The 19,779-nt window shown below is 65.6% G+C and carries 19 protein-coding genes; 4 read left to right on the forward strand and 15 right to left on the reverse strand.

Features of this window, described 5'->3' with window-relative positions; genetic code table 11:
- Positions 1–35 precede the first annotated feature (35 nt).
- The 5 genes from KM295_RS06780 to KM295_RS06800 all read right to left on the reverse strand — a co-directional run bounded on the left by KM295_RS06780 (position 36) and on the right by KM295_RS06800 (position 3,591).
- The gene (locus KM295_RS06780; protein ID WP_256029193.1) at positions 36–530 is read right to left on the reverse strand and encodes a DUF8135 domain-containing protein; all 495 of its coding nucleotides are present in this window, start codon (positions 528–530) and stop codon (positions 36–38) included.
- Positions 523–1,401 (reverse strand): hypothetical protein, encoded by an 879-nt coding sequence (locus KM295_RS06785; protein ID WP_256029194.1) that lies wholly within the window; start codon positions 1,399–1,401, stop codon positions 523–525. The genes KM295_RS06780 and KM295_RS06785 overlap by 8 nt, the downstream gene beginning before the upstream one ends.
- A gap of 60 nt (positions 1,402–1,461) precedes the next feature.
- Positions 1,462–2,298 carry an RAD55 family ATPase gene (locus tag KM295_RS06790; protein ID WP_256029195.1) on the reverse strand — a complete coding sequence of 279 codons (837 nt, stop codon included), beginning with the start codon at positions 2,296–2,298 and terminating at the stop codon, positions 1,462–1,464.
- A gap of 72 nt (positions 2,299–2,370) precedes the next feature.
- Positions 2,371–3,345, reverse strand: a complete 975-nt coding sequence (locus KM295_RS06795; RefSeq protein ID WP_256029196.1) for a beta-ribofuranosylaminobenzene 5'-phosphate synthase family protein — start codon at positions 3,343–3,345, stop codon at positions 2,371–2,373.
- Positions 3,346–3,450: 105 nt separating this feature from the next.
- Positions 3,451–3,591 (reverse strand): rubrerythrin-like domain-containing protein, encoded by a 141-nt coding sequence (locus KM295_RS06800; RefSeq protein WP_256029197.1) that lies wholly within the window; start codon positions 3,589–3,591, stop codon positions 3,451–3,453.
- 216 nt (positions 3,592–3,807) lie between these two features.
- Between KM295_RS06800 and ilvD the strand changes: the two genes are divergently transcribed.
- Positions 3,808–5,565: a dihydroxy-acid dehydratase gene (gene ilvD / locus KM295_RS06805; RefSeq protein ID WP_256029198.1), complete on the forward strand. Its 1,758-nt coding sequence runs from the start codon at positions 3,808–3,810 to the stop codon at positions 5,563–5,565.
- Between the two features lie 49 nt (positions 5,566–5,614).
- Here the strand turns inward: ilvD and KM295_RS06810 are convergent, their stop codons facing one another.
- A complete protein-coding gene (locus KM295_RS06810; RefSeq protein ID WP_256029199.1) occupies positions 5,615–5,968 on the reverse strand; it encodes a DUF8062 family protein in 354 nt (117 codons plus the stop codon).
- Between the two features lie 181 nt (positions 5,969–6,149).
- Positions 6,150–7,772, reverse strand: coding sequence for a GTPBP1 family GTP-binding protein (locus KM295_RS06815; RefSeq protein WP_256029200.1), 1,623 nt, complete (start codon positions 7,770–7,772; stop codon positions 6,150–6,152).
- A gap of 167 nt (positions 7,773–7,939) precedes the next feature.
- Between KM295_RS06815 and aglM the strand changes: the two genes are divergently transcribed.
- Positions 7,940–9,235, forward strand: a complete 1,296-nt coding sequence (gene aglM / locus KM295_RS06820) for a UDP-glucose 6-dehydrogenase AglM (protein WP_256029201.1) — start codon at positions 7,940–7,942, stop codon at positions 9,233–9,235.
- Positions 9,236–9,823 (forward strand): tRNA (pseudouridine(54)-N(1))-methyltransferase TrmY, encoded by a 588-nt coding sequence (gene trmY, locus KM295_RS06825; protein ID WP_256029202.1) that lies wholly within the window; start codon positions 9,236–9,238, stop codon positions 9,821–9,823. It abuts the gene before it with no gap.
- A 176-nt stretch (positions 9,824–9,999) separates the two neighbouring features.
- Here trmY and KM295_RS06830 read toward each other — a convergent pair whose 3' ends face one another.
- From KM295_RS06830 to KM295_RS06840, 3 genes are all read right to left on the reverse strand, one after another.
- Complete coding sequence (locus KM295_RS06830; RefSeq protein ID WP_256029203.1) at positions 10,000–10,728, reverse strand: universal stress protein; 729 nt, start codon at positions 10,726–10,728, stop codon at positions 10,000–10,002.
- Positions 10,728–12,152, reverse strand: coding sequence for an APC family permease (locus KM295_RS06835; RefSeq protein ID WP_256029204.1), 1,425 nt, complete (start codon positions 12,150–12,152; stop codon positions 10,728–10,730). Before KM295_RS06835 ends, KM295_RS06830 begins: the two co-directional genes overlap by 1 nt.
- 120 nt (positions 12,153–12,272) lie before the next feature.
- Positions 12,273–13,400 (reverse strand): C45 family autoproteolytic acyltransferase/hydrolase, encoded by a 1,128-nt coding sequence (locus KM295_RS06840; protein WP_256029205.1) that lies wholly within the window; start codon positions 13,398–13,400, stop codon positions 12,273–12,275.
- A 258-nt stretch (positions 13,401–13,658) separates the two neighbouring features.
- Between KM295_RS06840 and KM295_RS06845 the strand changes: the two genes are divergently transcribed.
- Positions 13,659–14,846 (forward strand): MFS transporter, encoded by a 1,188-nt coding sequence (locus tag KM295_RS06845; RefSeq protein WP_256029206.1) that lies wholly within the window; start codon positions 13,659–13,661, stop codon positions 14,844–14,846.
- Between the two features lie 46 nt (positions 14,847–14,892).
- Here KM295_RS06845 and KM295_RS06850 read toward each other — a convergent pair whose 3' ends face one another.
- The 5 genes from KM295_RS06850 to KM295_RS06870 all read right to left on the reverse strand — a co-directional run bounded on the left by KM295_RS06850 (position 14,893) and on the right by KM295_RS06870 (position 19,665).
- Positions 14,893–15,006: a C2H2-type zinc finger protein gene (locus KM295_RS06850; protein WP_256029207.1), complete on the reverse strand. Its 114-nt coding sequence runs from the start codon at positions 15,004–15,006 to the stop codon at positions 14,893–14,895.
- 79 nt (positions 15,007–15,085) lie between these two features.
- Positions 15,086–16,489, reverse strand: a complete 1,404-nt coding sequence (locus KM295_RS06855) for an FAD-dependent oxidoreductase (RefSeq protein WP_256029208.1) — start codon at positions 16,487–16,489, stop codon at positions 15,086–15,088.
- Positions 16,490–16,558: 69 nt separating this feature from the next.
- Positions 16,559–18,304 (reverse strand): MutS-related protein, encoded by a 1,746-nt coding sequence (locus tag KM295_RS06860; RefSeq protein WP_256029209.1) that lies wholly within the window; start codon positions 18,302–18,304, stop codon positions 16,559–16,561.
- A gap of 114 nt (positions 18,305–18,418) precedes the next feature.
- Positions 18,419–18,805 carry a glutaredoxin family protein gene (locus KM295_RS06865; protein WP_256029210.1) on the reverse strand — a complete coding sequence of 129 codons (387 nt, stop codon included), beginning with the start codon at positions 18,803–18,805 and terminating at the stop codon, positions 18,419–18,421.
- Between the two features lie 56 nt (positions 18,806–18,861).
- Entirely contained in the window at positions 18,862–19,665 is an 804-nt protein-coding gene (locus KM295_RS06870) for a sulfurtransferase (protein WP_256029211.1), read from the reverse strand.
- Between the last annotated feature and the right edge of the window lie 114 nt (positions 19,666–19,779).

Below are 19,779 nucleotides of genomic sequence, written 5' to 3' on the forward strand. Positions count from 1 at the left end.
GAACGGTCCCGAAACGCAAAAGCGTACGGCTTCCGTCACTGCTCGTCGGCGAAGACGTCACGCACCCGCCCCCGCTGGACGACGACGGGACAGTTCGAAACCCGGAACTCGTCGACGCCGACGAGTTCCTCGATCTCCGTGCCGGGTCTGGTACACGCCACCGCCGGAGGCTCCGAGAAAAACTTACACCGCTTGCAGTACTGGTCCTTGGGGACGACCGCGTCGGCGCCCGTCTCGATCTGATCGGTATCGGACGGAGTCTCGTCGGAGGAGAACACCGCTTCCCAGACAGCGTCGTCGTCGAGGTCTGCCGTCTCGACGGGTTCGAAAAACTCCTCGAGTTCCTCGGACGAGGCCTCGGAATCGTCGAGCCCCTCCAGTTCCACGAACGGGTCCTCGCTGTCTACGTCGTCCTCGTCGGCCTCCGGATTTCGTCCGTCGCCGGTGCCCTCCTGGGAGCCATCCGATTCCGGGAAGGGATCGTCCGTCGCGGTCCCGTCGTGGTCGTTCCCGTCCGGCTTCTCACTCATGATAGGACTCCGGTTCCGATTCCGATTCCGGTTTCGGCTCGGGTTCCCGTTCTCGTTTCGGTTCCGATTCCGGTTCTGCTTCGGTCGTGGCTGGATCCGTTCCGGTGAGTTGTGGAGACCTGAACCGTCCCAGAATCGACGACGGGTACTCGATATCACGGAACGTCTGCTCGCAGTGGGGGCAGGCAGCCTCCGTGAGGAGACCGATCCGGAGGCGTTCGCCGCAGTTCTCACAATCGGCCGCAGTCGTCCCGTTTCGGTTCGCTGTCCGCCGGATCGAATCGAGCGCCTCGGCCGAGTCGGCGGTTCCCTCGGCGCGCTGTTTGAGTTCGAGGACGACCCGGGCGAGGCGGTGGAGTCGAGTCTCGACTGTCCCGAGTCTGTCCTCGTTCGATTCGAGGTCCGAACCGAGTTCCTCGAGTTCCGTGGCCGTCGCCTCGGATTCGGCCTCGAGATCCTCCAGCGTCGATGCGATCGTCTCGATCCGTCGGGAAAGCGTTCCGATTTCGGGGTGCTCGTGGTCGGCCGGCGCGCTGGATTCGACCGCCTCCTTGAGCTGGAGGATCCGACCTCGGAGATCCTCGACGTGTTCCGACAGCGCCGCGTCGATCTCCTCGATACGGCGTTCGAGATCGTCGAATTCTTCCCGTTCGACGGTCCGAACATCGTCCTTGCTCGTAGCGGCCGCCGACTGCAGCGCGTCGACCTCCTCCGGGTCGAGTTCAGCCATCTCCCGGTACGTCTCCAGCAGCTCTACGAGCAGCCAGTTGCGGTCGACCCCGAGTGCCGCGGCTCGTTCGTCGAGCCACTCCGAGAGCGGCGACGAAAGGGCGACCGATTGCTCGCTATCCGCGGCCGGCTCGGTTGCCATCACTGTATATAGGCGCTGATACACCCTTAAGGGTTCGGCTCTTTTGACCGTCGAAGGGCGTTACCTGATCTTTCTGACGTCGCTGATATCGAACCCCGAGTCGCCGATCTCCGTCTCGAACTGGACGATGTCCTCGGCTTCGATCCGCGAGAGGACGCCGCCGAACTGTTTTACCACCATCGTCCGGTCCCGCGTCGAGCCGCCGCTTTCCCACTCGAAGACGAGCGTCCCGTCGGCGGCATCGACAAGCTGGCCGTGGTGGCGGGCGTCGATCGCCCCCCTGCTGACGTAGACCAGGACCAATCCGCCCCACTCCGAGGCGGCGCGAGTGATCCCCCGCAGCAGGACCGGGACGTCGTCCCACGAAAGGTCGTCCATCGGCGCCCCGACGAGATCGGTGAGCGAGTCGATGACGACGAGCGTGTTGACCGCGTTTTCGGTCAGCCGGTCCCCGAGCGCCCTCGGGAGGCTCCGCTGCTCCGTGGTGTCCCCCAGATCCGAAATCGAACCGACCCGTTCGGAGTACCACTCACGGGGTACCGGGCTGAGATGGAAGTACTCCGCGGAGAGATCATGGAATGTGACGCTCTCGACGGCCGCGTCGACTATCGACTCGTCCATCGTGAGTGCCATCTCGTCACGGAGCTGTTCTTTTCTCGCAGTGAACGAGATGTAGTGTACCGCCTCCGGGACGGCCGTGGCCTCGTCGAGATCGCCGTAGTAGAGATCGAACAGGTCCGGATCGGCCTCTGTGAGCCCGTTCATCAGCGCGGCGGTGTACATGAACTCGCGGGCGCCCGCACCGGCCTCCCCCGAAAGCAATACGACGCTCCCCGGCGGCGCGCCGCCGCCGATCGTCGTATCCAGCCGGCGGATACCGAAGGGGATTCGATCCATACCGATGCGTTGATGCCGGGGGACTAAATGGTTGTTCGCCTCGCGGAGAGGTACGGACCTCCGAATTCTCGGCTATCCGAGTTCGGTGACCTCGACGCCCCGGTTTCGTGGCGCGGCGATGTGGATCCGGCCGTCGATGTCCAGCCCCGAGAGCACCCGCTCGGCGGCGGAAACGGCCTTTCCGGCGTACGACACGTCGGTGAGTCCGTAGACAGCCGGCCCCCACGAGGACTGGCCGACGCCACGGATCGCGGCGACATCCGAGAGGGCGTCGATGATCCGCCCGGCCGGTGGCCGGTAGACGCCACCCTGTTCGTCGGCGTACCACGCGCCGTTGAGCCGGCCGAACGCCCCGATGGCGTCGCCGAACGCCTCGAGACGGCCCTCGGCGACGGCCGGGAGGAGACGCCTGACGAGCAGCGCCGAGAGCGAATCCGCCACAGAGGGGTCCGCGTTTTCGACGGCCGACCGCATGCTCTCGTCTTCCCGGTCGCCGCTGCGGCCGGTCTCGCCGTCGGGCAACACGACGAGAAAGCGCCACGAATCGGGCACGTCGTGGCGGGCGGTAACCGCCGGGACGGTCCACTCGCCGGCCGCCGGCGGATCCGTCGTGAACTGTTCCGTCGGGTGGCCCGCGTCGACGACGAAGCCACCGGACTCGAAGGTCGCCACCCCGACGCCGCTTCTGCCGCCGCGGTTCAACTCCGGCGCCCGTTCCCGGACCGACGGCGACCGACCGTGCGCCCGGGCGACGGCGACGAGCGTCGCCAGCGCGGCCTGTGTCCCGCTGCCCAACCCGACGTGGCGGGGGAGCGCCTCGACGACGTCGATCTCGACTCCATCGACGCCCAGAATCGCACAGCTCCGTTCCGCGTAGTCGGAAAACACCGGCCAGTCACAGAGGACCTCGTCGGCCGGTTCCGCTCTGAGAACGATGCCCATCGAGTCGAGGGCGACCCCGACCCCACCGTAGAGCCGCTCGTGGGCCAACGAGAGGTTCTGAAACCCGAAGTGAAGCCGGGCGCCGACGTCGACACGGACGCGCATTAATCGAAATACGGCGGCGACCGTGTTGTCGCTTTCGACACCGGATACTCACCGTCGTTTCACTGATCGCACTGCTCGCGTACTATCGGGTGTGTGCCGTCTGTTTTATAAGTCACGGGGGCGGTCGAGTCGCAGGAGCTCCGAGCCACACTCCGAACACGTCTCGCCGGTTGGCGCCTCGATCCGGGTCCCACAGCCGAAGCATTCGTATATTTCCGTTCCCGCCTGTATGTCAGTCGGTCGCATGTATCAAAGTAACACGCTGAGGTAGTTAGTCGGTTCCCTAATATTCATAATAGTATGAAAATGTATTTGCAAAATCGGTAAACGTACGTCCAGATATGAACTTATCCGCCATCTAACCGTCCATGTGACGATCCTCAACAGCGGTTGCCGTTCAGTATTTTACCATGCGGGCGAGGGGAAGCGTACGATTAAGTCGTTTGAGCATAAGGGTCTCGTATGAGTCAACAACCGCCGCAGGAAACCGAACCGGGACGATACGACAAGGACGAACGGCTCCGCAGCCGGGAGGTAACCGAGGGAGCCGACCGCGCCCCGCACCGATCGATGTTCCGGGCGATGGGGTTCGACGACGAGGACTTCGGCTCGCCGCTCATCGGTGTCCCGAACCCCGCCGCCGACATCACGCCGTGTAACGTCCACCTCGATGACGTCGCCGAATCGGCGCTCGAGGGGATCGACGAGGCCGGCGGCATGCCGATCGAGTTCGGCACGATCACGGTATCGGACGCCATCTCGATGGGGACCGAGGGGATGAAGGCCTCGCTCATCAGCCGGGAACTCATCGCCGACTCCGTCGAGTTGGTCTCCTTCGGGGAACGGATGGACGCTCTCGTGACGGTCGCGGGCTGTGACAAGAACCTACCGGGGATGTTGATGGCCGCGGTCCGGACCGACCTTCCGTCGGTCTTTCTCTATGGCGGTTCGATCATGCCCGGCGAACACGACGGACGGGAAGTGACTATCGTTCAGGTCTTCGAGGGCGTCGGCGCATACGCCCAAGGCGATATGAGCGGCGAGGAACTCGACGATCTCGAACGGAGCGCCTGTCCCGGGGCGGGATCCTGCGGCGGGATGTTCACCGCGAACACGATGGCGGCTATCTCCGAGGCGGTCGGGCTCGCGCCGCTCGGCAGCGCCTCCGCGCCGGCCGAGGACCACGAACGCTACGCGGTCGCCCGCCGTGCCGGCGAACTGGCCGTCGAGGTCGTCGAGGAGGACCGGCGCCCCTCGGATATCCTCTCGAAGAAATCCTTCGAGAACGCGATCACGCTTCAGACCGCCATCGGCGGGTCGACCAACGGTGTGTTGCACCTGCTCGCGCTGGCCGCCGAGGCCGGGGTCGACCTCTCGATCGAGGAGTTCGACGAGATCTCCCGGCGGACCCCGAAGATCGCCGACCTCCAGCCCGGCGGCGAGCACGTCATGAACGATCTCCACGAGGTCGGCGGCGTCCCGGTCATCGTCCGCCGGCTGATCGAGGCCGATCTGTTCCACGAGGACGCGATGACGGTGACCGGACGCACGGTCGGCGAGGAACTCGAGTTCCTCGAATCCGAGCACGGCCTGCCGGACGACGACGAGATCGAGGCCGACTTCCTCTATACCGTCGACGATCCCAAGGAGGAAGAGGGCGCGATCAAGATCCTCAAAGGCAACCTCGCGCCGGACGGCGCGGTGCTGAAGGTGACCGGCGACGACCAGTTCCACCACGAGGGACCGGCCCGGATCTTCGAAAACGAGGAGGACGCCATGGCCTACGTCCAGGAGGGCCACATCGAATCCGGCGACGTCATCGTCATCCGCAACGAGGGGCCGAAAGGCGGTCCCGGAATGCGCGAGATGCTCGGCGTTACCGCCGCGGTCGTCGGGGCCGGACACGAAGACGACGTGGCGCTTTTGACCGACGGGCGGTTCTCGGGTGCCACCCGCGGCCCGATGATCGGTCACGTCGCCCCCGAAGCGTTCGTCGGCGGACCGATCGGAGCCATAGAGGAGGGCGACCGCGTCACGGTCGACATCCCCGATCGGACACTCGATGTGGACCTCTCCGATTCGGAACTCCAGGCCCGCCTCGACGAGCGCGAGCAGCCCGAACCGGCCTACACCGACGGCGTCCTCGCGAAGTTCGGCAACGCCTTCGGCTCGGCCGCCAACGGCGCGGTGACGAACCCCGGCGTCAAACGCGACGACTGACAGATCGAAAAGCTCCCACGGATCGTCCTGCGGACACCCCCGGCGACCGCTACTCGCCCGCGTCGACGACCGTCGTCTCGGTGTCGGTGTGTTCGAGCGAGACCGAATGGCCGGTGTGGCGGGTGTGGGTCTCGGCCCACCGCCGGGCGGGTCGTTCCGAGAGGAACTCATCGCCGTCCGAACACCGCTCGCAGACGGCCGTCCACGGTCTGACCTCGTCCGGGAAGTGCCCGGTGTGACGTTTGTGGTCGAGCGCGAACCGTTCGAGCGCACGGTTGCCGACCCGTAGCGTCTCGAGTTCGTATTCGAGATCCCACTCGGCGTCACACCGACTGCAGGTCACAGTCGGCGTGTCGTCGATACCGTCCGGCGGGCGGTTGCCGCCGTCGAACTGATCTGACACGGTCGGACGTTGGGCGCGATCCTATATGTGTTGTTGCAAAACCGACCGTCCAGCCTACTCGGGGCGTCCCGCGTCCACTCTGGCCGCGCCGAGCGGCAGATCCGACAGACAGCACGCGGGGTCGGGATCGGCCACAAGTCCTCGTGTACGACCCGTCTCACCCGCCGATATCGGGGGTCGACTACTCGGTCTCGGTGACGTCCGTCACCGTTCCTACCCCCTTCGATCGACCCTCCCGGAAGACGAACCGCTGGCCTTCCTCGACGGCGTACGGGCAGAACTTGAACCGGATACGGGCACGCCCGGTATCGCCGGGCAGGAGTTGGCCACCCTCGGGGTGGATCGAGGCGGTCTCGCTGACCGTTTCGAGGTGCACGACCGGTTCGTAGCCGTCGTCGATCCGGGTCGGGTGGTTCAGCACCATCACCTCCGCCTCGAACTCCCGGACGGCAGCCGGATCGGCGTCCCGGGGGAGAAGCACCATCCCGCGTTCGAGATCTGACTCGGCGATCCCTTTCAGTGCGATGCCGACGATTCGACCGGCGGAGGCCTCTTCGACCCGGTGGTAGTGCATCTCGATCGAGCGGGCCTCGACGGGCCGGAACGTGCCGTCGGCGAGCGGGCCGACGAGCAACTCGTCGCCGGCTTCGATCCGCCCGGAACGTACCGTTCCCGAGGCGACCGCGCCGACGCCCGTGACGTTGTACGTTCGGTCGATGTACATCGAGAAATCGCCGGGTTCGGTTCCGGTCTTCGGCAGGTGGGCAAAGAGTTCGTCGAGGACGTCCAGCCCTTCCATCGTCACGGCGCTGGTCGGTACCACCGGAACGACCTGTTCGCTGATCTCCTCGATCGCGGTTTCGATCCCGTGGCGCTCGACCGAAAGCGGGGTCCGATCGACGTTCCGCAACAGCCGCTCGACCTCGCGTTCGACCTCCCGGAGCCGCTCGTCGGTCACGATATCGGCTTTCGTGATCGCGACGGTCGTCGGCAGCTCGGTCGCCAGCAGGATGCCGAGGTGTTCGCGGGTCGTCTTCGTCGGGCCGTCGTCGGCGGCGACGACGAGGAGACCGTAATCCAGCTTCTGGCCGACGAGCCCGCGGATAGTCGTCCGGAGCCACGGCTCGTGGCCGACCGTATCGACGAACGAGACCAGCCGGTCGGACTCCTCGACGACCCGGGCGCGCTCGGACTTCCGGTGGGGGTTGTCCATCCGGACGGCCCCCTCGTCGTCGAAGCCGTAGACGCCATAGGAGAGATCGGCCGACAGCCCACGCTCCATCTCGTGGGGGCGGACGTCGAGGAAGCTCCGGGTCCCGCCCTGGCCGTCGTCCGGCGAGCCGGTCACGAGCGACCCCACGAGCGTCGATTTGCCGTGGTCGACGTGGCCAGCCGTCCCGACGACGATGTGGTCGTCGTCGGCGTCCAGCACCGACCCCTCCTTCAGCGTGGCGACGCCGACGATTCCGCCGCCGTTTTCGTCCCCGGAACCGCCGACCCCCCACGTCTCGACGTCGTCGATGTGGGCCCCCGCCTTCTCGGCCAGAAGCGAGAGGATGTCCATCGATTCCGAGAAGGCGTCCGGCTCGATCCCGGCGATCCCGCCCTCGTCGGTAACGCCGACGACGTAGGTGGCCTCGCCGTCGCCCGACAGCAGCCGATGTCGCAGTTGTGCGGTGAGCGATTCCAGCCGGCCGTCTTCGAGGTGGGTACCGCGGGTGAGCCGTTCTTTGAACTCGATACTGCCACCTTCGCGTTCGCCACGTTCGAGGGCCCGCCGGAGCGGTGCCCGGTCGGCGCTCATACGCGAAGGGGTAACAACCACACCGTCAAAAGCTTTCCCCGAAATTCCGTCCGAACGGACCGTTACTGACTGTTTCTCCCGATCCGTCTCGATAGCGTCCCTGAGGCGTCCGGGCCGCCGATCGACGGAGCCGAACCCTCAAATCCCCCGCCGTAATACGGGGGTACATGAACGTAAGCGTCGTCGGCACCGGCTACGTCGGGACGACTCTCTCGGCCTGTCTGGCCGAGCTGGGACATCAGGTGACCGCGATCGACGTCGACGAGACGACCGTCGAACGGCTCAACGACGGCGGGGCGCCGATCCACGAGCCGGGGCTCGACGAACTCGTCTCGGCGCACGCCGGAAACCGGCTGCGGGCGAGTACGGACCACGCGGCCGTCGTCGATACCGACCTCACCTTCCTCGCGGTCGGGACTCCCGCCAACGCCGACGGTTCGATCGACGCGTCGATCCTGCGTGCGGCCGCCGAGGACGTCGGGGCGGCCATCGCGGACGAGACGGACTATCACCTCGTCGTCGTGAAATCGACGGTGCTGCCGGACGTGATCGAAAGCCAGATCCTCCCGGCGATCGAGGCCGCCGCCGGAACGTCCGAAGGCGAAACGTTCGGCGTCGCGGTCAACCCGGAGTTTCTCCGGGAGGGAACGGCGGTCGAGGACTTCACCGACCCCGACAAGATCGTCCTCGGAACCGACGGCGACGGGCGGGCTCTCGATCTGTTGAGAGAGCTCTATCGGCCGCTAATCGAAGAAACCGACCCCCCGGTCGTCGAAACTGGCCGCCGGGAGGCCGCCACCATCAAGTACGCAAACAACACCTTCCTGGCGGCGAAGATCAGCCTCATTAACGATCTGGGGAACGTCTGCAAGGAGTTCGGCGTGGACGCCTACGAGGTCGCCGACGCGATCGGTCTCGACGACCGCATCGGCGAGCGGTTCCTGCGGTCGGGCGTGGGGTGGGGCGGGAGCTGTTTCCCGAAAGACACCGCCGCCCTCAGGGCTGCCGCCGAATCCGCAGGCTACGATCCGCTGATGGTCGATGCGACGATCGAAATCAACGAACGTCAGCCCGAACGACTGCTGGAACTGCTGGATAGCCACGTCGACGTCGAAGGCAAGGAGATCGCGGTTTTGGGGCTCGCGTTCAAACCCGGGACCGACGACATCCGTGGATCCCGTGCCAAACCAGTTATCGAGGGCCTGCTGGATCGCGGCGCCGAGGTAGTCGCTTACGATCCCCGCGCTGTAGGCGAGATGGCCGAAGCGTTCCCCGACATCGAGTACGCCGACTCGGCGGCCGACGCACTCGCGGACGCCCACGGGGCCGCGATCGTCACGGACTGGGCTGAATTCGCCGATCTGAACGCGGAGTTCGACGCGATGGCCGACCCTGTCGTCGTCGACGGCCGGCGGATAATCACCCGGCGTGAGGGGATCACCTACGAGGGGCTGACCTGGTAGATGCGCCGTTTCGTCGTGCTCGCCCACGAACTGTCCGCCGACGCCGAGATAAATCTCGATGACCTCCCGGGTGCGGGACGGCTCGATCTCCTCTGTCGCTGTGTCACGAGCGCCCTGCTTCTCTCACACGATATCCGGACGGACGTCCGTATCGACCTCCTCGTGGACGGCTACGTCGTCCGGTTCGATGGATCCGAACTTCGAAGACTCAACCCCGACGAGCGCTCGACGGCGGCGCTGATCCGCGACGCGCTCGGGGCCAGCGGAGAGGCGATCGGAGCGATGGCGGCCACGGCGTCGCCGGGCGTCTCGATACGGAAGGGCGATCTCGAGTCGGTCCTCGAAGACCGGTCAGACCGGACGATCGTCCAACTCCACGCCGAGGGCCGGCCGGTCGTCGAACTCACACCCCCCGAGAATCCGGTTTTCGTGCTCTCCGATCACCGCGAGTTCACCGACCGCGAACGCGAGTCGCTCGTCGAGTTCGCCGACGAACGCGTCTCGCTCGGGCCGCGGGCGCTCCATGCCGATGGGGCGATCACTGTCGCACACAACTACCTCGATACGGGTGGGTTCGACGCGTACTGACCGGCGAATACGTACCGGAAACCGTCGTATGGCTCGTTTATGGTACTCGTCGACTCTCCCCCGAGCTCTCGGCGCGCTTAGGCCGACCGTCGGACTCTCACCGCGTGAGGCGATCCGGGGATTCAGGAACTCCGCGACGCTCCCCATCGTCTCGAGATACATGCCGAGTGCGGATCTCACTCACGTTCCCCGTCGAGTGACGGGTCGTATCTGACAGCGATCACGGGGCCGACCGATGCCGATGCCACGCGGTCGGTCTCGTCATCGAAGACGAACGACCTGAACGAGGGCGCTTTCTCGCCCATGACGACCGCGTCGTGGCCGGGAAGCAGTCCCACGAGCGCATCGAAGGGCGTCTCGTTCGGAACCCGCTCCGTGCGCACGTCGAGGCCGCCATCGCGGAGCCGCTTTGCGGCCGCATCGAGACGGTCGTCCCCCCGCATCCCGCTTTCGGAGTTGTCGTCGGCGCTATCGCCGGCCGAAAGCAACGTCGCGCCGATGTCGCGGTTGCCGATCAGCTCCTCGATGAACGACAGGATCCGATCGGCCGCGACGTCGCCCGAAAGCGAAACGAGGAGCCGATCGACGTCGCCGGTCACGCCGGAGATCGCGATAGCTCTCGCACCGACCTCGTCGGCGATCCGGTCGACTGTCTGTTCGCGGTGGTGGGTGAAGACGAGTCGGTAGTCGGCTTTTCCGCCGGCAGTGCGGAACTCCTCGCTGAGATCCTCGAGAGCCTCGGTCGCGCGCTCCTCGTACTGGTGCCGTGCCTGGTCCGGCGGCGTCTGTTCCGGCAGGACGTGGTACCCAAGCACAGTCACGTCGACCGTCACAAGCAGGCTCATCAGTCCGGGCGAGACGGTCTTTCCTTCGAGGATCTCGACGGGTACGAGTACGCGTGTCATCACAGGGCCCCCCTGAGTCTCACGTCCCGAGCGTAATAGAAGTACCACCCGGCGGTCACGAACACGATGGCGACGCCGATTGCGATCGAGAGCAGGTTCATGAACGCGACGAGCCCGAAACTCGCGAGCGCACCCACGACCGGGATCGCCACCCCGCCGGGGACACGGAAGTCGGGATCGTACCACTCGGGTTCGTCCCGACGGAACGAAAGCAGCGCCACACACATCAGTCCGTACATGAGCAAGTGCAGAAAGGAGGCGACCTCGGCGAGCAACTGGACCTGCCGGGTCGCGGCCAAGACGATCACTGGGCCGCCGGCCATCCCCAACGCGACGTGTGGGGTTCCGTATTTGAGGTTGATCCGGCTGGCTTTCCGTGGTAACAGCGCGTCCTTCGAGACGCCGTATATCGCCCGCGAGGTGCTCAAAACAGAGGCGTTCGCCGATGACATCGTCGCCAAGAGACCGCCGACGATGATGACGAGTGCTCCCGCCGGACCGAGCAACTGTCGCCCGACCTCGACCATTGCCGTCTCGCCAGCCACTTCGAGGGCGTCCTGTGTGAAGACGTTCGTCGCGACGAAGATCGTCAACACGTAAAGCACCGTGACGATCAGGACCGATCCGACCATCGCCAGCGGGAGGTTCCGTCCGGGACGTTTCATCTCGCCGGCGACCGTCGCGACCTGTGCGAACCCCAGATACGACGTGAACACCAGGGCGGCCACCGACATGATCGGAACGATCTCCCAGACGTTCGCGGCCTCCCCCGGCGGTGTGCCCGCATCGACGACGCCGAACGCCTCCAGGAGACCGAACGCCAGAAACGCGACGAGCATCGACAGAAGCAACGCGACGATCCCGTTCTGTAGCTTGGCGGCGTTTTCGGTTCCGGTGACGTTCAGAACGGTAAAGCCGATCCCGAAAAGCACGGCCAGCACCGAGACGACGGCGCCGGCGCTGGCACCGACGGCGATCCCGACAGCGGCGAGAGCGTCGATCGCATAAAAGCCCAGCCCGACGAGATAGAAGGCGGTCGCAAAGACCAACCCGAGCCAAAGCGAGAGTCCGACGACGGTGCCGGCGAGCGTCCCGAGTCCGCGGGAGACGAAGTAGTACCCGCCGCCGCTTTTCGGCATCGCCGTGGCGAGTTCCGACGTCGGCAGCGCGACGAGCAGAGCGATAACGCCGCCGACCCCGAAGGAGGCCGTCGCCGCCGTCCCGACCTCCGCCCCCGCGAGCCCCGGAAACACGAAGATACCCGCCCCGATCATCGTCCCGATGCCGATCGAGAGTCCCCCCGCCAATCCGAGCGTCCGTTCGAGTTCGGCGTCGTCGGTGATCGTCGCCTCCTCGGTCTCGACGACCGGTTCGGCGTCCGGTGCCTCCCCCTCGATGTTGGTTCCGGTCGGTTCCTCGCTCATACAGGACGTCGTGACATGTGGCTTCGGTTAATAAGTATGGGGCCTGCGCCGTCTTCGGATACTGTGTCTGTCCGGGAGGATACGGACCCGTCGGGAAAACGAACTGCCAGCCGGGAGTCGCTAGCTGCTGACCTGGAACTCGGTGTACCCGTGCTCACAGGGCGGACCGTTGGTACCGAGCAGGCGTTTCTCGGTTAGATCCATGATGAAACTGCCGCCAGTCTCGAGACGGTCCAGTTCGGGGTCGTCCTCGTTGGGATGACGGCAGATGCTGTTCGGGTGCCCGAAGTGATCCCGGAGCGCTCCTTTTATATCCGCCTCGCCGACCGTGTCGGTCCCCTCGGTCAGCAACCGGCGGAGCCGGGGTGCGCGACACAGCGTATCGGGAATGAGCTTCTCGAACTGGCTGTCCATCGACGTAGTGTCTTCGACGTGGTTGGTGTGAACCAAGAGCCCGTCGTCGTCGGGATAGAGGTAATTGGCTTTCTCGGGTGAGAGTTCGAGGTCGATCATCTCCCCGCTCTCGTGACCGATGATGACGTTCGCCGAGCAGACCCGATCCTTGGCGATCAGCGCTTCGATGGCGGCGTCCATCCGCTCGGCGTCCAGTACTTCGCGTAACCGGACGTGGTACGGTTTCCGGAACGGATCCTCGCCGTCGTGTTCGGTGACGAGGCCGTTGAGCGTCAATGCGAGGCCCGCTTCGTTCACGCCGATCTTGCCCCCGACGATCCCCGCCTCGGTCATGGCGACGTGGTTGGCGCCGTTCTCCTGTTCGACGTCCATCACGAACGTTTCCAATCCCGGCATCCAGTCCCAGTTCTGGCCGACGTACGTGTGCCCGTCGTCCGAAAGCGAGTTCCGGACCCCATAAGCCGTACACGCGTCCGGCTTGGCCCTGTCGAGGTCGTCTGCGGCCTGTTTGAACGCGCTGTACATCACCTCGTATCGTGCGTTGAGGATCGTCACGTCCTCGATCGACAGCCCGCTCCCCTCGGCGACGCCCTGCATCTCCTCGGCGTACGCCTCGTTTTCGTCCTCGATAAGGGGAACGAACGCCTCGGCCTGCTCGTAGACCGTCCCCTCGTCGGTGCCCTTGTATTCGAACACGTCGAGGTAGATCTCGAGGTTCTTTTCTATTTCGTCCGCGAACGCCTCGCCGTGGGTAACCCCCCGTTCGTGTGGTGAGCCTGTGAGTTTCAGGCTCCGGAGCGGGCCGTACTTTGATTGTTCTGTTTGGGTAGCCATTACACGCCGCAATTCTACCTACAGGTATAAAATCCATCTGCAGGAATACCGCTCGTCTCGAGGAGGGTCGATCGGGGTTCGGGAGAGTGAGACAGGGGCGCTGTGCCGGGGACGTTCCAGTTCGATTCGTTCCCCGGTCCGATCCGCCCCGATCCATCGAGCGCGAGTCAGATATCACGACCACACGCTCCTAGCGATACTGTTTTCAGGGAGAGGGGGGAGGTATCCGGTGTGACGTTTCGAAGCCGAGTTGGGAATGTGACAAACGAACTGTGGAGCGACGGTCGGGGGTGGATCCTAGTAGCTGTCTCGGTCGGACACCTCCTCATGCTCGGCGTCCGACTCATCTTCCCGGCGTTGCTCCCCGAGATCAAGGCCGAATTCCTTCTCACGAACACCACGGCGGGGATTCTCCTCGGTGCCCTCTGGATAAGCTTCGCGACGGCACAGCTTCCCGGCGGGGTTTTGACCGACCGGATCGGGGAACGCAACACCCTCGTGGCGAGCGCCGTCATGGCCACGATCGGGATCGGCGTGATCGTCCTCTCGTCCGGGTTGGTGGTGTTCGCTCTCGGCGTGCTACTGTTCGGGTTCGGTTCCGGTCTGTTCGGCACGCCACGGTTGACGGTTCTTTCGGATATCTACCCCGACCGCGGTGCGACGGCGATCGGCATCAACGCGGCGGTCGGGAACTTCGGGAACGTGATCCTCCCCGTGGTCGCTACTGTCGTCTCCGGGTGGTTCGCGTGGCGGATCGGTATCGGCGTTGTCCTGCCCGGGTTCGTGTTGCTCGTCGGGGGATTCTGGCTGGTGATCCCCGTCCGGACCTCCTCGGAGATGCAGGACGGGGGGGACGGATCGCGACGCCGGATCGTACGCCGGATCATCGACGTCTCCACGGGGCGACCGATAGTCGTGGCGACGGCCGCGATGGTGCTTGTCGGGTTCGTCTGGCAGGGATACACGTCGTTCCTTCCAACCTATCTCGTCGAGGTGAAAGGGCTCCCCCAATCGACGGGAGCGATCGCGCTCGGAGCTTTTTTCGTCACCGGCGGCGTGGTCCAGCCACTCGTCGGGAACGTCGCCGACCGGTACGACGAACGCCGCATCCTTATCGCCGTGACAGCGATCCCCGCCGTCGCAATCGCCGCGTTCCCGTTCGCGAACTCGGCGTCAGTGCTGATCGCGCTGTCGACGGTCGCGGGACTGCAGCTCGCGTTCTGGCCGATCATATTCGCGTACATTCCACGGGTACTCCCCGACGACATCCAGGGTAGCGGTTTCGGACTCCTCCGGACAGTCTTTCTCTACGTAGGGGCGACCGGACCGATCGTCATCGGTGCGCTCGCCGACTTCGACCTGTTCGACGAGTCGTTCATATTGCTCGCGGCGATCACGGGCATCGGAACGTTGCTTTCGGCCGTGCTTCCCCGGGTCGCCCGGTAAGGATTCCAGAGCGTTCGATCGACGAAGGACGATCGGAGGCCGGCCGTCACTCAACCAGCCCGACCTCGCGGACGTGACGTTTTAGGGCCGCCTTGGTCGGGAAGGACTTCTCGCAGGCTCCGCAGACGTACTCCCCGTCGACGTTCTCTGGTTCACCCACAGGAGTAGTTTTTTCGTGACTACTGTTAACTCTTTTCTGCGGCGGCCCCTCGTCTACCATACCGATTCGAGAGCGGTCCTCACTCCGGGAGAGTCGCCGTCGCGTCGCGGACGAGGCTGTCGAGGATCTCCGGCGTCGTCGGGTGATACGCTCGATCGGGGATCTCACGGACGTCTAGCCCCATCTCGACGGCGATCTGCATCGTTTTCGCCATCACGTCGGCGTGGTAGTGTAGCCCCTGGTACCCGAGAACGGTCCCGTCCGTCCCGACGACGAGACGGGCGAGCCCCTCGGGGACGTTTTTGGTTTTGAACACGCCGTCGCTTTTCGCCTCGGCAGTGACGGCGATATGCTCGACTCCGGCAGCGTCGGCCGACGTCGCCGAGTGGCCGACGCGGGCGAAAGGGAGTACGCCCAATCCCGAAAAGACGACGTGGTGGTGGACGTTCGTGTACTCGACGAGCGGATCGCCGTCGCGGTGACGCCGGACGTTCTCGGCCGCCGTGAATCCTTGCTCCTTCGCGACGTGGAGAATCGGCTCCCTGCCGTTGGCGTCGCCGGCGACGAACACGCGGTCGTCCTCGCGCGCCTGCATCGTCTTCCCGACCCATTCCGGTCCCGGATCAAGAGACGTCGATCCGATCCCGATCCGGTCGAGCGCCGGACGACGCCCGGTGAAGGCGAACAACTGGTCGGCCTCGATCGCCTCCTCGCGTCCCTCCCGATCGACGTGGAGCCTGACGCCGGCGTTTTCGGTCGCTTCGACTCGTTTCTCGTGGGTGTCGGTGAGCACGTCGATATCGAACGCCTCCCGGTAATACTCGAGGAGCGCGTCGCCGAAGGGTTCGTCACCCTCATCGAGCGGTCTGGCGTCGTGTTCGACGACAGTGAGATCCATCCCGGCCGCCTCGCTGAGGTACGGAACCAGTTCCAGCCCGACGTATCCGAACCCCATGACGACGCCCGACTCGCCGAACTCGCTCCGGTCGAGGACGTCCGCGCTCGTCAGTACGTCGACGTCGCCGATCCCCGGAAGCGACGGGAGGTCCACCGTCGACCCCGTCGCGATCACCACGTAATCGGGCTCGATCGTTCGGTCCCCGACGGCGAGGCGACCGTCGTCGACGAACCGCGCCGTGTCGTGGAGGAACGTCACGTCGTCCCGTTCGGCGAGCCGTTCGACCGCGGCACGGCGGTGGGCGGCGAAGTTCGCCGTGTGGTCGTCCTTCCGCTCGATGACGCTTTCGAGGTCGACGTCCGGAAGCGGACCCGAGAGCCGGTCGTCGTGGCGGGCGACGAAGCGGTGTTCGGCGGCCGAGAGTACTTCCTTCGACGGCATACAGCCGCGGAGGATACAGAGCCCCCCGCCCGGTTCACCGTCATCGACGAGTGTCAACTCGATGTCGGGATCTTCCGCCAGCCGTTCCGCAGCGGCGACACCGGCGCTTCCGTAGGCGCCGACGATCGCGACGTGGGTAGCCATATCCCACCGTTTTCGTGGGGACGTATAACCGTTCCCCGGACAGATATCCGATCGACAGCCCCGAGTAAACTACCCCTCCTCGAGCCCGCTCCACTCGGCGTCCGAGAGCGTCCGCTGGACGATCTCCGTGTCGACGGCCTCCGCGAGCGTCCGGAATCCCGCCTCCTCGGCGCGATCGTCGGCGTTGGCGACCAGCCTGGAGACGATGAACTCCGGGGTCGAGCGCCCGACTTCGCCGAACCGGGGCTGGTAGTCGACCTCGAGTTCCAGATCGTCGGTCAGCCCCTTCGCGACGATGCCGTCGGTTCGGGCAGGTTCCGGCAGCGGCTCGAGGTCGTCGGCGAGGTGGGTCACGAAGGTCCCGAGCGCGCCTTCGGCGATCGTCAGCCGGACCAGCCCACCCAGCAAATCGGCTGCCCGCCCCGGTTCGGTGATCGCCTCGAACTCGTCGACGAGCATGAGCGTCCGATCGCCCGACACCAGCGGCGGCACGACCGACTGTAGTGTCGACTCGAGAACGCCGGCGTTGAAGCTCGCATGCCGGCGGTGAAAGACGAGCCGATCGAGGACGGACACCTCGGCCTCGGCGGCAGGGATCGGCAGTCCCATGTGGGCGAGGATCGCGACCGCACACAGCGTCTCCAGAAGCGTGGTCTTCCCGCCGCTGTTGGCACCCGTCAGTACCGTCACCTGCTCGTCGTCGGGCGGTGCGATCGTGTGCTCGCCGACGGCGTAGGTGACGGGCTGGATCGAGCCGTCCGGTTCCAGCGAGAGGTTCCGGGCGTCGACGACAGCGAGTGTCGCTCTGTCGACGTAGCTCGGATGGACGAGATCGTATTCGGCCGCGAACCGGCCGAGTGAGAGATCGCGGGCGACGGTCCCGACCGCGGTCCGGGCCCGGTCGACGTCTTGCCCGGCGGCCTCGATGTCCGCATCGAGATCCGCCCGGACGGTCGCGGCGCGCGCTTCGATCGCGGCGTCTAGGTCCGACCGGAGGGTCCGTAGCGTCTCGGTGACGAATCCGGTCGCGTCGACGGCGTCCTCGGCCATCGCCGCCCGGATCCGTTCGGTTTCGACCGTCGTCTCCGACCGAAGGTGATCGAGCAGTCCGGTCCGGAAGCCGGCGGTGTCTTCGACGCCGGCCGAACGGAGTTCTTCGAGAACGCTTCCGGGGTTCGCCGAGAGCCGATCGACCGCCTCGCGTGCCTCCCGGAGCCGGTCGAGTTCGGCGTCCGCGTCGGGGGCGATCCGGCCGTCCCCGAGCGCGCGGAGGGCGACGGCGGCGTCGGCGAGCGTTTCAGTGTCCAGTTCCGCGATCGGCTCGAAGACCGCCCCTGTGACCCCCGTCTCCGAGAGTTCGACCGCGGCCTCGACGGCAGCCAGCCGGCCGCCGCCCGCGGTGTCGTAGGTCCCGAACGCCGACCGGACCGACTCCCGTGTCGGTTCGTCCATCCCTGTCCATCCCTCCCGACCCCGTTCGACGGCTTCGAGGCGTCGCTCCATCTCCTCGCGATCGGACAGGGGTGTCAGCGTCCGGATCCGATCGGCGGCCGCCTCACAGACGGCGTATTCGGCGGCCGCATCGAGGATGTCTTTGTAGACGGCGCGGGTATCACGGGTCGCAAGCAGCTCCATCCCGTCGGCGCTATTGGCGTGCCTGAGGACCCGCATCGCGCGGCTTCGCTCGATGCCGGCCTCGACGAGGGTCCGTACGTCTCCCGCCTCGATCGCCTCGATCGCCGCCTCGGTCCCGATAGCCGCCTCGAGAGTCGCCTTCGTCTTCGGGCCGACGCCCCAGTACGCCTCCAGTTCCATACCGGGACCGTCGACCACATGTGACATGAGACTAACGGAGAGGGCTCGATCGTCCGGGCGGAACTGCCCGTCTCTCCGTCCTCGGTCCGAACCGGAGGAGTGCCGTGGCTCGGATTAGAACGGCGCTTCGAGCCCGTCGTCGACGTCTTCGGGGTCGACGCCGAGTTCCTCGGCGAGGTCGCCGCGCTGGTGGAGTTCCTCGAGGATGTCGCTGCCGCCGATGAACTCGCCGTCGACGAACGTCTGGGGGATCGTCTCCCACCCGCTGTGTTCCTCGAGCGCCGCCCGGTAGGCGTCGAGCGCAGGAAGGACGTCCTCGGCGACGATCTCGTCGCTCTCGTGGTACTGACCGAGGACGTCGAGGGCTTTCTGTGAGTAGCCGCACTGCGGCATCAGCTTGTTGCCTTTCATGAACAGGACGAGGTCGTTGTCCGCGATGAGCGAGTCCACACGCTCTTCGATCGCTTCGGGATCCACCTCGCCGCTCGGGTCGAACGTCATGGAAGCGTGTTCGGGCCAGACCGGCAAAACAGTTGTGCAGGCGGACGGTCCTCCGATCAGTCCTCAGTCCCGGTTTCGATCGAGCCGCCTTCCCTTTCCCATTCGGTGAGGCTTCCCTCGTAGAAGGCCAGATCCGGATACTCGAGCGCCCGGAGTACCGTGTACGTGTGGCTGATCCGCCGGGCAGTGTTACAGTAGAGGACGATGCGGTCCGCCGGGTCGATCCCCCGCGTCCCCAGAAGCGATCGGAGTTCGGACTCGGGGCGGATCGTCCGGGCGTCCGTATCGACGAGTTCCCGCCAGTCGAGCCGGATCGCGCCGGGGATATGGCCCTCCTCGTACTCCCACTCCTCGCGGGTATCGACGAGAGTTGCTCCGGGATCGTCGACCGCGGCAGCGATCGCCTCCCGGTCGATAAGCGGGCCGTCTGCCCGGAACGCCGCCGGGTACGTCCTCGGCGTTACGTCCGGAGCGCCGGTCGTCGTCGGCTCCCGTTGGTTCCACACCGAGTAGTCGCCGTTCAACAGGTGCAACTTCGAGGAATCGTGCCCGTACAGTTCGGCCGTGACGAGAAACCGGGCCGCGAAGACGCCGTGGGTGTCGTCGTAGGCGACGATGTCGCTGTCGGCCGCGATACCCACACTGCCGGCGAGATCCGAAAAAGCGTCCGCGCCGGGCAACATCCCCGCCTCGGCCGTCCCGTGTTCGTCCGCTCTGAAGCTGTCGAAGGGAAGGTTGACCGCGCCGGGGACGTGCCCGATGCCGTCGTACTCCCACGCGTCGCGAGCGTCGACGACGACGGTTCCCGGGGAATCCAGACGGCCAGCGACCCACTCGGTGTCGACGATACGGTCGTTCATGGATGTACGTTCGGACCCGTCGGGTTAATAGCTCCTTTCACGCTCGTATTCCTCGGTTGCCCGATTTATACGGTTCATATTGCCGGTATTTTCCGGGAGAGTAGGGCTGTTCTA

Origin of the sequence: Natronomonas aquatica (genome assembly GCF_024449025.1) — an archaeon.
Lineage (GTDB): Archaea > Halobacteriota > Halobacteria > Halobacteriales > Haloarculaceae > Natronomonas > Natronomonas aquatica.

Coding starts and splice junctions, on each gene's coding strand:
- aglM (WP_256029201.1), top strand. CDS start 7,940: ATGAACGTAAGCGTCGTCGGCACCGGCTACGTCGGGACGACTCTCTCG.
- ilvD (WP_256029198.1), top strand. CDS start 3,808: ATGAGTCAACAACCGCCGCAGGAAACCGAACCGGGACGATACGACAAG.
- trmY (WP_256029202.1), top strand. CDS start 9,236: ATGCGCCGTTTCGTCGTGCTCGCCCACGAACTGTCCGCCGACGCCGAG.
- KM295_RS06840 (WP_256029205.1), bottom strand. CDS start 13,400: ATGGCTACCCAAACAGAACAATCAAAGTACGGCCCGCTCCGGAGCCTG.
- KM295_RS06870 (WP_256029211.1), bottom strand. CDS start 19,665: ATGAACGACCGTATCGTCGACACCGAGTGGGTCGCTGGCCGTCTGGAT.
- KM295_RS06795 (WP_256029196.1), bottom strand. CDS start 3,345: ATGCGCGTCCGTGTCGACGTCGGCGCCCGGCTTCACTTCGGGTTTCAG.
- KM295_RS06780 (WP_256029193.1), bottom strand. CDS start 530: ATGAGTGAGAAGCCGGACGGGAACGACCACGACGGGACCGCGACGGAC.
- KM295_RS06860 (WP_256029209.1), bottom strand. CDS start 18,304: ATGGAACTGGAGGCGTACTGGGGCGTCGGCCCGAAGACGAAGGCGACT.
- KM295_RS06815 (WP_256029200.1), bottom strand. CDS start 7,772: ATGAGCGCCGACCGGGCACCGCTCCGGCGGGCCCTCGAACGTGGCGAA.
- KM295_RS06785 (WP_256029194.1), bottom strand. CDS start 1,401: ATGGCAACCGAGCCGGCCGCGGATAGCGAGCAATCGGTCGCCCTTTCG.
- KM295_RS06800 (WP_256029197.1), bottom strand. CDS start 3,591: ATGCGACCGACTGACATACAGGCGGGAACGGAAATATACGAATGCTTC.
- KM295_RS06855 (WP_256029208.1), bottom strand. CDS start 16,489: ATGGCTACCCACGTCGCGATCGTCGGCGCCTACGGAAGCGCCGGTGTC.
- KM295_RS06865 (WP_256029210.1), bottom strand. CDS start 18,805: ATGACGTTCGACCCGAGCGGCGAGGTGGATCCCGAAGCGATCGAAGAG.
- KM295_RS06835 (WP_256029204.1), bottom strand. CDS start 12,152: ATGAGCGAGGAACCGACCGGAACCAACATCGAGGGGGAGGCACCGGAC.
- KM295_RS06830 (WP_256029203.1), bottom strand. CDS start 10,728: ATGACACGCGTACTCGTACCCGTCGAGATCCTCGAAGGAAAGACCGTC.
- KM295_RS06790 (WP_256029195.1), bottom strand. CDS start 2,298: ATGGATCGAATCCCCTTCGGTATCCGCCGGCTGGATACGACGATCGGC.